The sequence below is a fragment of the Microbacterium sp. ABRD28 genome (genome assembly GCF_003850245.1).
GTDB lineage: Bacteria > Actinomycetota > Actinomycetes > Actinomycetales > Microbacteriaceae > Microbacterium.
The window spans coordinates 2,308,405-2,321,947 of sequence record NZ_CP031015.1 but is presented as its reverse complement, the minus strand read 5'-3'; the positions used below and the strand labels follow the sequence as shown (position 1 = coordinate 2,321,947).

Genomic DNA, 13,543 nt, shown 5'->3' with positions numbered 1-13,543 from the left:
ATGTCGAGCCACGTGTTGAGCCTCCTGGTGGAGGACAAGCCCGGTCTCCTCACCCGCGTCGCGGGGCTGTTCGCCCGTCGCGGGTTCAACATCGAATCCCTCGCCGTGGGTGTGACCGAGGTCCCCGGCCTCTCTCGCATCACCGTCGTGGTCGACGTCGACGAACTTCCGCTCGAGCAGGTGACGAAGCAGCTGAACAAGCTGGTGAACGTCATCAAGATCGTCGAGTTGGATGCCACGGCATCCGTCCAGCGGGAGCACATGCTCGTCAAGGTTCGTGCCGACAACGCCAACCGGTCCAACGTGCTCGAGGTGGTGAACCTCTTCCGCGCCTCGGTGGTCGACTACGCCCCCGATGCGGTGGTGGTCGAGATCACCGGCGACAAGGGCAAGATCGAGGCGTTCCTGCGCGCGGTCGAGCCGTTCGGCATCAAAGAGCTCGCGCAGTCGGGACTGCTCGCCATCGGGCGCGGCGGGAAGAGCATCACCGAGCGCGTCCTCCGCGGCTGAACCCCTTTTTTCGCAAGCCGCTCCCGGTCGTTGAGCGAGCGAAGCGAGACGAAACGCAACGACCGGAATCACATCAAGGAGAAAGACCGTCATGACAGCTGAGATCTTCTACGACGACGACGCCGACCTCTCGCTCATCCAGGGCAAGAAGGTCGCGATCGTCGGCTACGGCTCGCAGGGGCACGCCCACGCGCTGAACCTCCGCGACTCGGGCGTCGAGGTCGTCATCGCGCTGAAGGACGGGTCGAAGTCGACCGAGAAGGCACAGGAGGAGGGCTTCGAGGTCAAGAACGTCGCGGATGCGGCGGAGTGGGCCGACCTCATCATGATCCTCGCGCCCGACCAGCACCAGCGCGGGATCTTCACCGACCACATCAAGGACAAGCTGACCCCCGGCAAGACCCTTGCCTTCGCCCACGGGTTCAACATCCGCTTCGGCTACATCCAGGCGCCCGAGGGCGTCGACGTGATCCTCGTGGCGCCCAAGGCGCCCGGACACACGGTGCGCCGTGAGTTCGTCGCCGGTCGTGGCATCCCCGACATCATCGCCGTGGAGAACGATGCGTCCGGTCAGGCGTGGGACGTGGCGAAGTCGTACGCCAAGGCGATCGGCGGCACCCGTGCCGGCGTGATCAAGACCACCTTCACCGAAGAGACCGAGACCGACCTCTTCGGCGAGCAGGCGGTGCTCTGCGGTGGGGTGTCGCAGCTGATCCAGTACGGGTTCGAGACCCTCAGCGAGGCCGGATACCAGCCCGAGATCGCGTACTTCGAGGTGCTTCACGAGCTGAAGCTGATCGTCGACCTGATGTGGGAGGGCGGCATCGCCAAGCAGCGCTGGTCGGTGTCGGACACCGCCGAGTACGGCGACTACGTCTCCGGCCCCCGCGTGATCGACCCGCACGTGAAGGAGAACATGCAGGGCGTCCTCGCCGACATCCAGTCCGGAGCCTTCGCGAAGCGCTTCATCGACGACCAGGACAACGGCGGCCAGGAATTCCTCGCTCTCCGCGAGAAGGCGGCTCAGCATCCGATCGAGGAGGTCGGCCGGGGGCTGCGCTCGCTGTTCGCGTGGAAGCAGACCGACGCCGACTACACCGAGGGCAGCGCGGCGCGCTGACGCCGGACCGACCACGACACCGGCGGATTGCGCACGTCGCAATCCGCCGGTGTGGCGTCTCGCGCGGCGCGGTCGCATGGCGGAGACCTCCGGCCCGGTAGCCTGAAACCGTGACGTCGCGCGACGAGGACGCCTTCCGCTGGGAAGGCGACGACGACCCTGCCCCGGTCGACCCGCCCCCCGTGGGGAGGGGCTCCCTCCCCACGCTGCCGCCGGGCTACCGCGCGGTGGGGAAGGGCAGTGCAGAGCTCCCGGGAACGGCGGAGGAGGCGCGTGCGACGGCCGCGCCGACGCGGGAACCCGACACCGACAGCGACAGAGATGTCGAGACGACGTCGGCTGACATCGCCACCGAGCGCGACGCGTCGGCGGGGATGGGCAACGCCTCGCTGATCGCGCTGGGGATCCTCGGCGGCATCTACCTGCTGTTCTCCCTCGGGTGGCTGATCGGCGGACTCCGCGTCCACGGGATCGCCTCCTTCCTCGTCTCGGGCGACGGTGTCGCGCCGCCGGTGTGGACCACGGGCAACGCCGCCGCGGTCGGGCTCGCGGTCGCCGCTCCCGCGCTGTGGTTCACCGCGGTCTACACGCTCACGCGCCGCTCCGCGTCGTGGCTGCGCTGGGTGCTCCTGGCAGCCGGTGTCATCCTGCTCATCCCCTGGCCGTTCATCGTCGTGGGAGCCTTCGGATCATGACCACCGCCTCCACCGCCACCCCCGCCCGACGGCGGCCCGTCTGGGTCACCGTCGCCGTCAGCGGTGCCTTCGGGCTGTTCTACGCCTACGTGGTCTGGAACGCCGTGACCCTCCTCGTCGCGCAGGCATCGGGTCCGCTCGGTCTGAACGCGCTCGGCTGGGCCGTGCTCGGGTTCACCATCGTCTTCCCGATCGTGGCCTTCGGGGTGGCATTCGCGGTGGGCTACCGACGACCGCTCGGCGAGTTCGCCCTCGTTCTGCTGGTCGGCCTGGCCGTCGTCGCCGTGCTGTGGGTCAACGTCCTGGCCTACGCCTACACGTACGGGGCCCAGCTTCTGGGGTGACGTCCTCCGACGTCATACGGTCGGAGGCCCCCGAGCCCGCGCGATAGGCTGACAGCTGCCCGCCCCCTGTGCGGCGGGACATCCCTCAGCCGCTCGTCGCCGCTCGCGCCCGCACCGAAGGTCTGCCCCTGTGTCGAAGCCCGTCGTCCTGATCGCCGAACAGCTCTCGCCCGCCACGATCGACGCCCTCGGGCCCGATTTCGACGTCCGCCACGTCGACGGCACCGATCGTCCCGCGCTCCTGGCCGCACTCGCCGACGCGCGCGCCGTGCTCGTCCGATCCGCCACGCGCATCGACGCCGAGGCGCTGGCCGCCGCTCCCGACCTCAAGGTGGTCGCCCGCGCGGGTGTCGGACTCGACAACGTCGACATCAAGGCCGCGACCGCGCGGGGAGTCATGGTCGTGAACGCGCCGACCTCCAATGTGATCTCCGCCGCCGAGTTGACCGTGGGTCACATCCTGAGTCTGGCCCGTCACATCCCCGCCGCACACGCGTCGCTCGCCGACGGACAGTGGAAGCGCAGCGCCTTCACCGGCGTGGAGCTGTTCGAGAAGACCGTCGGCATCTTCGGTCTGGGCCGCATCGGTGCGCTCGTCGCCGAACGCCTCCGCGCTTTCGGTGTGCGCGTCGTCGGTTACGACCCCTACGTCACGCCCGCGCGTGCGCAGCAGCTCGGGGTCGAACTGCTGCCGTTCGACGACGTGCTGCGCCAGAGCGACGCGATCACCGTCCACATGCCCAAGACCCCGGAGACCACGGGGATGATCGGTGCCGACCAGCTGGCGCTGATGAAGCCCTCTGCCTACGTGGTGAACGTCGCCCGCGGCGGCCTCATCGACGAAGACGCCCTGTACACCGCCCTCACGAACGGCGTGATCGCCGGCGCAGGCCTGGATGTCTTCACCACCGAGCCGCCCGCGGCCGACTCGGTCGCCGCGCGCCTGGTGTCCTTGCCCGGCGTCGTCGGCACCCCGCATCTCGGGGCGAGCACCGAGGAGGCGCAGGAGAAGGCGGGCGTCTCGGTGGCGCGCTCGGTCAAGCTCGCTCTCGAGGGCGACCTCGTTCCCGACGCGGTCAACGTGGCCGGGGGAGTCATCGACCCGTTCGTTCGGCCCGGCATCGCGCTCGTCGAGCAGCTCGGCCAGTTCTTCACCGCCCTCGCGCACGGCGCTCTGACCAGCCTCGACATCGAGGTGCGCGGCGAGCTCGCCGCCTACGACGTCAGCGTGTATCGCCTTGCTGCCTTGAAGGGCATCTTCACGAACATCGTCAGCGAGAACGTCTCGTACGTCAACGCGCCGCTCTTCGCCGAACAGCGCGGCATCGAGGCCCGCCTCATCGTCGAGGCCGAGAGCCCTCTTTACCGGAACATCACGGTCCTGCGTGGCACCCTCTCCGACGGCACGGTGCTCACGGTGGCCGGGACGCTGGCGGGCACGCGGATGGTTCCGAAGGTCGTGGGCATCAACGGGTACGACATCGAGGTCGCCATCGCACGGCACCACGTCGTCATGCGCTACGCCGACCGCCCCGGCATCGTGGCGATCTACGGCAAGTACCTCGGCGACGCCGACATCAACATCGAGGCCCTGCAGGTCGCGCAGCCCGACGGCACGGGGCGCGCGCTGAGCGTGCTCACCGTCGACTCGCCGGTGCCCGACGAGATCCTCGACGAGATGAGACGCGCGACCGGAGCCGACCTCTTCCGGCAGATCGACATCACCGAGTCCTGACCGGAGCGGGTCAGGTGCCCGCGGCGCGCTCCACGAGCCCCACGAGGGCATCCATTGCGCTACCGCGCGGCGTCGGCCCGGGGACGTTCCCGCCGCCCAGGGCGTTGTTGAAGTAGAGACCGTCGCTGACGAGCATGACCAGGTCCAGCGCCGCGGCGTCACGGGTGTGCGGGCGCAGCACGTCGGCCCACTTCGCGCGAACGTCGCGCAGCGCCTCGCTGGCCGCGGCGTTCCCGCCCTGAGCGAGGCGCGCCACCGCGAGCAGAGCGCGATCCAGCGCGTCGTCGTTCATCACAGACGTGCGCAGGAAGTAGGCGATCGGCCCCTCCGGCGCTGCGGCGGTCGCCGCCACGTCGGCATCGACGAGTGCGTGGAGCCGCTCGAGCAGCGCCTGCTCGAGGCTCTCCTTCGAGGCGTAGTGATAGAGCAGTCCACCCTTGGAGACCCCTGCGGCCCGGGCGGTCGCGTCGAGGGTCGACCCCCGTTCGCCCTCATCGATGAGCAGCGCCTCGAACGCATCGAGGACCTTCTCGCGGGCGAGGGGCGGTCTGCTCATGGCCTCGATCGTATCGACGTGACGGAGTGGGTTCTGATACTATACCGACCGGACGGTATAGAAATGATGACACTCACACAGGAGATCGAACTCGCCGACGCCGCAGGCCGTCGGGTGGGATGGCGTGGCTGGGCGGCCCTGGTCGTCCTCATGCTCCCGGTGCTGTTGGTCTCGGTCGACAACACGGTGCTGAGCTTCGCGTTGCCCGCGATCTCCGCCGACCTCGCCCCCTCGAGCACGCAGCAGCTGTGGATCATCGACGCGTACCCCCTGGTCCTCGCGGGCCTGTTGGTCACGATGGGGACCCTCGGCGACCGATTCGGTCGGAGACGGATGCTGCTGCTCGGCGCGACCGGCTTCGCGACGGTGTCGGCCCTCGCCGCCTTCGCGCCGAGCGCCGAATGGCTGATCGCCGCCCGTGCCGGGATGGGCGTCTTCGGCGCGATGCTGATGCCGTCGACCCTCTCGCTGCTGCGCAGCATCTTCACCGATCGCGATCAGCGTCGCTTCGCGATCGCGGTATGGGCCTCGATGTTCTCGGCGGGTTCTGCGCTGGGACCGATCGTCGGCGGCATCCTCCTCGAGCACTTCTCCTGGGGATCGGTGTTCCTCATGGCCGTGCCCGTCCTCATCCCGCTCCTGATCCTCGCTCCGCTCCTGGTCCCCGAGAGTCGGGATCCGAACCCGGGACGCATCGATCCCATCAGCATCGCGCTCTCGTTGGCGACGATGGTCCCCGTCGTCTACGGCATCAAGGAACTCGCGGTGTACGGGGTGGCAGGGCCCGCCCCGTTGCTGATCCTGGCGGGGCTGGGATTCGGCGTCCTGTTCGTGCGCCGCCAGTTGCGGGTGCGCAACCCGATGCTGGATATGCGTCTGTTCCGCGTGGGAACCTTCAGCGGCGCGCTCGTGGTGAATCTCCTCAGTGTGGTGGGGCTCGTCGGCTTCCTCTTCTTCGTCGCGCAGCACCTTCAGCTCGTCCTCGGGCTCACACCACTGGAATCGGGCCTGGCGCTCGTTCCGGGGCTTGCCGCGATGATCGCGGCGGGATTGACGGTGGTGCCGATCGCCAAGCGGATCGCCCCCCGCATCGTCGTACCGGTGGCCCTGGCGTTCTCGGTGCTCGGATACCTCCTCATCGCCGCGGCGGGGGACGACACCGGTCCCGGGCTCCTCATCGGCGCGTTCGTCGCGCTCGGGATGGGCATCGGCGCGGCCGAGACCGTCTCCAACGAGCTGATCCTCGCCAGCGCGCCGCCCGCCAAGGCCGGCGCGGCCAGCGCGGTGTCCGAGACGGCGTACGAGCTCGGTGCCGTGTTGGGGACCACGGTGCTCGGGGGTCTTCTGACCGCGCTCTATCGATCGAACCTGGTACTTCCCGAGGACGTCCCGGCCGCCGTGGCCGCGGAGGCTCAGGAGACCCTCGCCGGGGCGGTGGAGGCGGCGGCGGATCTCGGAGGGGTCGCCGGGCAGGCCGTGCAGGCGGCAGCGGCGCAGGCGTTCTCCGCCGGGGTGAGCGTCACCGCGCTCATCGGGGCAGGACTGGTCGTCCTCGCCGCGGCCGTTGCGGCCACTACTCTGAAGGGATCCCGCGCCTCGTGACCGTCGTGTTCGTCGGACGAGGCGTCCGATGAACAGGAGTGCGATGTCGCGTGTGGTGAAGCTGGCCGTCATCCCCGGAGACGGAATCGGCCCGGAGGTCGTGGCCGAGGCCGAGAAGGTGCTCGACGCCGTGACGGCGGGAGGTGGCGTCACCTTCGACAGGACCCGGTTCTCGCTCGGTGCCGGGCGCTACCTCGACACCGGTGACACCCTCACCGATGACGATCTCGCCGCGATCGCGGGGCACGACGCCATCCTGCTCGGCGCCGTCGGCGGAGTGCCGGGCGACCCGCGACTGAAGGACGCCAACATCGAGCGGGGCCTGCTGCTGAAGCTCCGCTTCGAGCTCGACCACTATGTGAACCTCCGGCCGTCCAAGACGTATCCCGGCTCGGTGACACCGCTGGCAGAACCCGGCGACATCGACTTCGTCGTGGTGCGCGAGGGCACCGAAGGCCCCTACGTCGGCAACGGCGGTGCGATTCGTCGGGGTACGCCTCAGGAGGTCGCCAATGAGACATCCGTCAACACCGCCTTCGGCGTGGAGCGCGTCGTCCGGTATGCCTTCGACCTCGCCGAGCGCCGCTCGCGCCGGCTGACCTGGGTGCACAAGACCAACGTGCTCGTCCACGCCGGGGCGATCTGGCAGCGCATCGTGCGCGAGGTTGCGGCGGAGCATCCGGATGTCGCCGTAGACTACCTCCACGTCGACGCGGCCACCATCTTCCTGGTCACGAACCCCGGTCGTTTCGACGTCATCGTCACCGACAACCTCTTCGGCGACATCCTGACCGACCTGGCCGGCGCCGTCACCGGTGGCATCGGCCTCGCCGCCTCCGGGAACATCAACCCCGCGGGGGCGTTCCCGTCGATGTTCGAACCCGTCCATGGGTCGGCTCCCGACATCGCCGGGCAGCAGAAGGCCGATCCGACGGCGGCGATCCTCTCGGTCGCACTGATGCTGGACCACCTGGGTCTCGGCACTCAGGCCGATCGCGTCACCCTCGCGGTCGAGGAGGACATCGCCGCTCGCAGCGGCGCCCCGCGAACGACCTCGCAGATCGGCGACGACATCGTCGCACGCCTCCAGGCGTAACCTGGACACTTCCGCGCCACACACCTCAGGATGCTCGCATGACGCTCATCGACTCAGATCCCGATACCGGCCTCGCTCCTCTGCAGTTCGCCGTCACCAAGAATCTCGCGGCGAAGACGCCGGCCGAGCGCGACGCGATCCTGGCCAGCCCCGGCTTCGGCACCCACTTCACCGATCACATGGTCGACATCTGCTGGTCGGTGGGCGGCGGGTGGCACCGGCCCCGGGTGCAGCCGTACGGTCCGATCGCGATGGACCCCGCCGCCGCCGTCCTCCACTACGGCCAGGAGATCTTCGAGGGGATCAAGGCCTATCGGCACGCCGACGGTTCGATCCACACCTTCCGTCCCGACCAGAACGGCCGGCGCCTGCAGCGCTCGGCGCGGCGGCTCGCCCTCCCCGAGCTCCCGGTGAGCTACTTCATCCAGTCGCTGCGCGAGATCATCGCCGTGGACGGCGCATGGGTGCCCGGCGGTGCCGACCAGAGCCTGTACCTCCGGCCGTTCATGTTCGCCAAGGAGGCGTTCCTGGGCGTGCGGCCCGCCCACAAGGTCAACTACTACGTCATCGCCAGCCCCGCAGGCGCCTATTTCAAAGGCGGCGTGCAGCCGGTGTCGATCTGGCTGAGCGAGGACTACTCGCGAGCGGGCAAGGGCGGCACCGGTGCTGCCAAGACCGGGGGCAACTATGCCGCGAGTCTGCTGCCGCAATCCGAGGCCTACGAGAACGAGTGCGACCAGGTGGTGTTCCTCGACGAGCACCGCAACGTCGAGGAACTCGGCGGGATGAACATCATCTTCGTCTTCAAGGACGGGCGGATCGTCACCCCGCAGTCGGAGTCGATCCTCGAAGGGATCACGCGCGACTCGATCCTGCAGCTCGCCATCGACCGCGGTCACCACGTCGAGGGGCGCGCGGTCTCGATCGACGAATGGCGCGAGGGTGTCGCCTCCGGCGACATCGTCGAGGTCTTCGCGTGCGGCACCGCGGCCGTGGTCACACCGATCGGGGTGCTGAAGGGCAAGGGCTTCCTCGACGAGCAACCCGTGGGCGAACTCGCGCTGTCGCTCCGCGAAGAACTCACCGACATCCAGTACGGGCGGCGCGAAGACCGCCACGGGTGGCTGCTGCGGCTCGACGGCTGACCGTCCGGCGGCGGAGGTGATCGCTAGGCTGAGCGGGTGAGAGTCGCCCGCTTCAGCCACAACGACACGATCAGCTACGGAATCGTCGACGACGGCGAACTCGTCGTCCTCGCCGGCGACCCGATGTTCGCCGGCTTCGACACGACCGGGGAGCGGGTGCCGCTCGGCGCGGTGACGCTGCTCGCGCCGGTCATTCCGCGCTCGAAGATCGTCTGCGTCGGTCGAAATTATCAGGATCACGCAGCCGAGCTCGGCAACGACGTGCCGGCCGAACCGCTGCTGTTCTTCAAGCCCAACACCGCCGTCATCGGCCCCGGTGATGCGATCGTGCTCCCGCCGCAGTCGGCGCGGGTGGACTTCGAAGGCGAGCTCGCGGCGGTGATCGGCCGGGTGACCAAGAACGTCCCCGCCGCGCGCGCCCTCGATCACGTGTTCGGCTACACGATCGGCAACGACGTCACGGCGCGCGACCTGCAGCGCAGCGACGGACAGTGGTCGCGTGCCAAGGGCTTCGACACGTTCTGTCCGCTCGGGCCGGCGATCGAGACCGAGTTCGACCCGACGGCGCCGGCACGTCTGACGACGCGGCGCAACGGCGAAACGGTGCAGAGCGCGCCGTTGACCGACATGATCTTCTCCGTCGCCGACATCATCGCCTACGCCTCGGCGGCGTTCACGCTGCTTCCCGGCGATGTGGTGCTGACGGGAACCCCGGCGGGGGTGGGACCGATCGCCGCCGGCGACACGGTCGACGTCGAGATCGAGGGGCTCGGAACCCTCCGAAACACCGCGCGCGCCGCCGGCGAGGGGTGATGACCGGGAGTCCGGATGCCGCGGGCTCATCGCGCTCACGACCGGTGACCGGGTTCGGCGACGATCTCGCAGCGGCGGCGGTCATCCAGCGCCGGACGGTGCGGGTGCTCTCGGCCGGGCAGGTCCTCGGCGGCATCGCCTTCGGCGCGACGATCTCGCTCGGCGCGATCCTCGCCGGCGAGGTCTCGGGCGAGGAGTCGCTGTCAGGCCTCGCCGCCGCGGCCGTCACACTCGGCACGGCCTTCACCGCCGTGCCTCTCGCCGCGCTCGCGAGACGACGCGGGCGCCGGCTGTCACTGGCCTCGGGAATGGCGATCGCGCTCGTCGGCGTGGCCGGCGTGATCACCGCCGTGGCAGCGACATCGTTCCCCCTCCTGCTCGTCGCCTTCCTGCTGGTCGGTGCGGGACAGGCGGCGAACCTGCAGTCTCGCTTCGCCGCCGCCGACCTCGCCACCGACGCCACGCGCGGCCGCGATCTGTCGATCGTGGTCTGGGCGACGACGATCGGCGCGGTGCTCGGCCCGAATCTCACCGGCCCCGGCGAGGCCGTCGGTGACCTCCTCGGCCTTCCCGCCCTGACCGGGCCCTATGTCTTCACCGTTCTCGGACAGTCGCTCGCGATCGTCCTGTACCTGACGGCGCTCCGGCCCGACCCGCTCCTCACGGCGCAGCAGCTGGTGATCAGCCGAGAGGCATCGGGCGGGTCGGCCATCGCGCCGCGAGCCGACCGACCCTGGCCCGCGCGATACGCCATCTTCGCCATCGCCGCGGCGCACGGGGTGATGGTGTCCGTCATGGCGATGACGCCCGTCCACCTGCTGCACCAGGGTGCGACGTTGACGGTGATCGGCTTCACCATCAGTCTCCACATCGCCGGCATGTACGCCGTCGCGCCCGTGTTCGGTCTGCTCGCCGACCGTATCGGGCGCATCCCGACCATCCTCGTCGGTCAGGCCGTCCTCGCCGCGGCGCTCGTCACGGCCTCCTTCGGACAGGACTCGACTCTCTGGGTGACGGTCGGACTCATCCTCCTCGGCCTCGGATGGAGCGCGTCGACGGTCGCGGGGTCGGCGCTTCTCACCGAGGCGTCGTCGGAGGCGCACCGCACCAGGCGCCAGGGCACGAGCGACTTCCTGATGAGCCTCGTGGGGGCGGCCGGAGCGATCCTCGCGGGTCTGGTGCTCGGGTGGATCGGGTACGGCGGACTGGCGGTGGCGGTGTCGATCGCTGTGATCGCGACCTCGGCGCTCGCCCCCCTCGCGCTTCGCGGAGGGGCGCGGGCGGACGCCTAAACTGGCAAGGATGCCTGCTACGCCCGATCCCCGCACCACGACCGCCACCGGTTCCGACGTCCGCGTCCGGTTCTGCCCCTCGCCGACAGGTCTGCCGCACGTCGGACTCGTGCGCACCGCCCTGTTCAACTGGGCCTACGCACGACACCACGGCGGCACCATGGTGTTCCGCATCGAGGACACCGACGCGGCACGCGACAGCGAGGAGAGCTACCTGCAGCTCCTCGAGGCGCTCCAGTGGCTGCGGATCGACTGGGACGAAGGCGTCGAGGTGGGCGGTCCCCACGCACCGTACCGTCAGTCGCAGCGGCACGAGATCTACCGCGGCGTCCTGGAGAAGCTCATCGCCTCCGGCGCGGTGTACGAGAGCTTCTCCACCGCCGAAGAGATCGACGCTCGCAACGAAGCATCCGGCCGCGCCAAGCAGCTCGGCTACGACAACTTCGACCGCGACCTCACCGAGGAGCAGAAAGCCGCCTATCGCGCCGAGGGGCGCGAGCCAGCATGGCGCCTGCGAGCGCCGGACGAGGACCTCACCTACGTCGATCTCATCCGGGGTGAGGTGACCTTCCCCGCGGGGTCGTTCCCCGACTTCGTCATCGTGCGTGCCGGCGGCGTTCCGCTCTACACCTTCGTCAACCCCGTCGACGATGCGCTCATGGGAATCACCCATGTGCTTCGCGGCGAAGACCTCATGCCGTCCACCGCCCGCCAGCTCGCCCTGTACCGCGCGCTCATTGATGCGGGGGTGACCACCTTCATCCCGCGGTTCGGCCACATGCCGCTCGTGCTGGGCGACGGGACCAAGAAGCTCTCCAAGCGCGATCCCCGCGCCGACCTCTTCCTCCAGCGCGAGAAGGGCTTCATCCCCGAGGGGCTTCTGAACTACCTCGCCCTCCTGGGCTGGTCGATCGCCCCCGACCGTGACGTGTTCAGCCTGGACGAGCTGGTCGCGGCCTTCGACATCGCCGACGTCAATCCCAACCCCGCCCGCTTCGATCAGAAGAAGGCCGAATCGATCAACGGCGATCACATCAGGATGCTCGAACCCGGCGACTTCGCCGCTCGCATCGTCCCCTACCTCGCCGCTGCGGGCGTCATCGCCGACCCGCCGTCGGATGAACAGGCGGCACTGCTGTGGGAGGCCGCTCCTCTGGTGCAGGAGCGGCTGCAGCTGCTCGGCGACGTGCCGGGTATGCTCGGCTTCCTCTTCGTCGACGAGCCGGACTACGACGCCGACGCGCTGGCCGGTCTGCCCACGAATGCCACCGAGGTGCTCGTCGCGAGTGTCGGAGCCCTCGAGCTCGTTCCCGCGGGGGAGTGGACCGCCGCGGCCGTGCAGGACGCCCTCGCGCGCGCCCTCGTCGACGAGCTTGGGCTGAAACCCCGGGTGGCCTACGGTCCGCCCCGCGTCGCGATCACCGGGCGTCGAGTCTCCCCGCCGCTGTTCGAATCGATGGAGCTCCTCGGGAAGGCCGAATCGGTGCGGCGGCTGGGCCGGCTGGTCGCCCACCTCGGGCGATGAACCGCGGCATCCGCTCTCGGTTTGGCGACCAGTCCGAGGTCTACTAGACTCGACCCTCGGCACGGCTTCGGCTGGGGCCATTGGGGTATGGTGTAATTGGCAACACGGCTGATTCTGGTTCAGTTGTTCTTGGTTCGAGTCCAGGTACCCCAGCAAGACGAGAAACCCCCGATCATTCGGGGGTTTTCGTCGTTCAGGGCCATCGGCGCAGCTCCGCGAGGCTCTCTCGGGCGAGCGCCGCGTAGGCGGGCAGATCGTCACTCTGCCCGAGGAGGATCGCCGTGAACGCCGCCGCCCAGGCGCGGGCGCGGATCCAATCGTCGGCGGCGAAGACATCCTCGGTGTTCCGGATGAAGGCGCGGCGCCCGTCAGCATCGAAGCAGAGCCAGGCGGCGGCGAGATCGTAGGCGGGGTCGCCGGGGGCGACGTCGATGAAGTCGATCACCGCGACCAGTCGAGGTCCGCGCGCGATGAGGTTCCCCGGGTGGAGGTCGCCGTGGATGAGTGCGGGCGCACCGCGCCATCCGTCGGCCGCGAGGCCCTCGTCCCACAGTCTCGCCAGCAGGCCGATGTCGCGGGCGCCCACCGTCGACGTCTCGCGGAGGGCGGAGAGATGACGTGCGACGCTCTCGGCTCGCGTGGAAAGCGCGCCCCCGCGGGCGGGATTGGCGGGGAGATCGCCCGGGGCGGTGCGATGAATCGCGCGAAGTGCGTGAGCCAGTGGTGCCGCCCACGCCCGGCGATCCTCCCGGGCGACGTCCAGTCCGGTACTGCCCTCGTGCCAGGTGACCACCGACCACGGATAGGGGAAGGTCTCGTCCGGCCGCCCCGCGAACACCACGTCCGGTGCGCCGACGTCGGCGGCCGCGAGATTCTCGGACAGCGACCGCATGACCGCCTGCTCATGCGCGACGCCGGCCGCGGCGGCGGCACGACGGGGCAGACGCACCGCGAGCTTCTCACCCAGCCGCCAGGTCTCGCAGTCCCAGCCTCTCGCGGCCGGCTGGGCTGAGAGCGTCTCGGACCCGACGTCGGGAACGGAGCGGCGGATCAGCCCCGCCACGAGCGCCGAGGTGATCTGGACGTCGGCAGGCGGCATCCCCGGCATCG

General features: G+C 69.5%; 13 protein-coding genes and 1 tRNA gene. 12 read left to right on the top strand and 2 right to left on the bottom strand.

The genetic code is table 11. The features are described 5' to 3' along the window. The 5 genes from ilvN to serA all read left to right on the top strand — a co-directional run bounded on the left by ilvN (position 1) and on the right by serA (position 4,404). Positions 1 to 510 (top strand): acetolactate synthase small subunit, encoded by a 510-nt coding sequence (gene ilvN / locus DT073_RS11210; RefSeq protein WP_124293464.1) that lies wholly within the window; start codon positions 1 to 3, stop codon positions 508 to 510. 91 nt (positions 511 to 601) lie between these two features. Continuing rightward, positions 602 to 1,630, top strand: a complete 1,029-nt coding sequence (gene ilvC, locus DT073_RS11205; protein ID WP_124293463.1) for a ketol-acid reductoisomerase — start codon at positions 602 to 604, stop codon at positions 1,628 to 1,630. Between the two features lie 110 nt (positions 1,631 to 1,740). Next, positions 1,741 to 2,325, top strand: a complete 585-nt coding sequence (locus DT073_RS11200) for a DNA polymerase III subunit gamma/tau (RefSeq protein ID WP_124293462.1) — start codon at positions 1,741 to 1,743, stop codon at positions 2,323 to 2,325. After that, positions 2,322 to 2,669 (top strand): bacitracin resistance protein, encoded by a 348-nt coding sequence (locus DT073_RS11195; protein ID WP_124293461.1) that lies wholly within the window; start codon positions 2,322 to 2,324, stop codon positions 2,667 to 2,669. Before DT073_RS11200 ends, DT073_RS11195 begins: the two co-directional genes overlap by 4 nt. A gap of 130 nt (positions 2,670 to 2,799) precedes the next feature. Then, complete coding sequence (gene serA / locus DT073_RS11190) at positions 2,800 to 4,404, top strand: phosphoglycerate dehydrogenase (protein ID WP_124293460.1); 1,605 nt, start codon at positions 2,800 to 2,802, stop codon at positions 4,402 to 4,404. A 10-nt stretch (positions 4,405 to 4,414) separates the two neighbouring features. Here serA and DT073_RS11185 read toward each other — a convergent pair whose 3' ends face one another. Continuing rightward, the gene (locus DT073_RS11185; protein ID WP_124293459.1) at positions 4,415 to 4,960 is read right to left on the bottom strand and encodes a TetR/AcrR family transcriptional regulator; all 546 of its coding nucleotides are present in this window, start codon (positions 4,958 to 4,960) and stop codon (positions 4,415 to 4,417) included. A gap of 66 nt (positions 4,961 to 5,026) precedes the next feature. Between DT073_RS11185 and DT073_RS11180 the strand changes: the two genes are divergently transcribed. From DT073_RS11180 to DT073_RS11150, 7 genes are all read left to right on the top strand, one after another. Then, positions 5,027 to 6,562: an MFS transporter gene (locus tag DT073_RS11180; protein ID WP_124294481.1), complete on the top strand. Its 1,536-nt coding sequence runs from the start codon at positions 5,027 to 5,029 to the stop codon at positions 6,560 to 6,562. 43 nt (positions 6,563 to 6,605) lie between these two features. Then, positions 6,606 to 7,658 (top strand): 3-isopropylmalate dehydrogenase, encoded by a 1,053-nt coding sequence (locus tag DT073_RS11175; protein ID WP_124293458.1) that lies wholly within the window; start codon positions 6,606 to 6,608, stop codon positions 7,656 to 7,658. A 38-nt stretch (positions 7,659 to 7,696) separates the two neighbouring features. Continuing rightward, complete coding sequence (locus DT073_RS11170) at positions 7,697 to 8,803, top strand: branched-chain amino acid aminotransferase (protein WP_124293457.1); 1,107 nt, start codon at positions 7,697 to 7,699, stop codon at positions 8,801 to 8,803. Between the two features lie 36 nt (positions 8,804 to 8,839). Next, the gene (locus DT073_RS11165; protein WP_124293456.1) at positions 8,840 to 9,616 is read left to right on the top strand and encodes a fumarylacetoacetate hydrolase family protein; all 777 of its coding nucleotides are present in this window, start codon (positions 8,840 to 8,842) and stop codon (positions 9,614 to 9,616) included. Beyond that, positions 9,616 to 10,908 carry an MFS transporter gene (locus tag DT073_RS11160; RefSeq protein WP_124293455.1) on the top strand — a complete coding sequence of 431 codons (1,293 nt, stop codon included), beginning with the start codon at positions 9,616 to 9,618 and terminating at the stop codon, positions 10,906 to 10,908. The genes DT073_RS11165 and DT073_RS11160 overlap by 1 nt, the downstream gene beginning before the upstream one ends. Before the next feature lie 10 nt (positions 10,909 to 10,918). Next, positions 10,919 to 12,433, top strand: coding sequence for a glutamate--tRNA ligase (gltX, locus tag DT073_RS11155; RefSeq protein ID WP_124293454.1), 1,515 nt, complete (start codon positions 10,919 to 10,921; stop codon positions 12,431 to 12,433). Between the two features lie 81 nt (positions 12,434 to 12,514). After that, positions 12,515 to 12,586, top strand: a tRNA-Gln gene (locus DT073_RS11150). A 40-nt stretch (positions 12,587 to 12,626) separates the two neighbouring features. Here the strand turns inward: DT073_RS11150 and DT073_RS11145 are convergent. Further along, a complete protein-coding gene (locus DT073_RS11145) occupies positions 12,627 to 13,541 on the bottom strand; it encodes a phosphotransferase (protein ID WP_164478180.1) in 915 nt (304 codons plus the stop codon). Between the last annotated feature and the right edge of the window lie 2 nt (positions 13,542 to 13,543).

Excerpts from the sequence above, each read along its gene's own strand:
- ilvN (WP_124293464.1), top strand. The coding sequence starts at position 1 with ATGTCGAGCCACGTGTTGAGCCTCCTGGTGGAGGACAAGCCCGGTCTC.
- ilvC (WP_124293463.1), top strand. The coding sequence starts at position 602 with ATGACAGCTGAGATCTTCTACGACGACGACGCCGACCTCTCGCTCATC.
- DT073_RS11195 (WP_124293461.1), top strand. The coding sequence starts at position 2,322 with ATGACCACCGCCTCCACCGCCACCCCCGCCCGACGGCGGCCCGTCTGG.
- DT073_RS11185 (WP_124293459.1), bottom strand. The coding sequence starts at position 4,960 with ATGAGCAGACCGCCCCTCGCCCGCGAGAAGGTCCTCGATGCGTTCGAG.
- DT073_RS11180 (WP_124294481.1), top strand. The coding sequence starts at position 5,027 with ATGACACTCACACAGGAGATCGAACTCGCCGACGCCGCAGGCCGTCGG.
- DT073_RS11175 (WP_124293458.1), top strand. The coding sequence starts at position 6,606 with ATGTCGCGTGTGGTGAAGCTGGCCGTCATCCCCGGAGACGGAATCGGC.
- DT073_RS11170 (WP_124293457.1), top strand. The coding sequence starts at position 7,697 with ATGACGCTCATCGACTCAGATCCCGATACCGGCCTCGCTCCTCTGCAG.
- DT073_RS11160 (WP_124293455.1), top strand. The coding sequence starts at position 9,616 with ATGACCGGGAGTCCGGATGCCGCGGGCTCATCGCGCTCACGACCGGTG.
- gltX (WP_124293454.1), top strand. The coding sequence starts at position 10,919 with ATGCCTGCTACGCCCGATCCCCGCACCACGACCGCCACCGGTTCCGAC.
- DT073_RS11145 (WP_164478180.1), bottom strand. The coding sequence starts at position 13,541 with ATGCCGGGGATGCCGCCTGCCGACGTCCAGATCACCTCGGCGCTCGTG.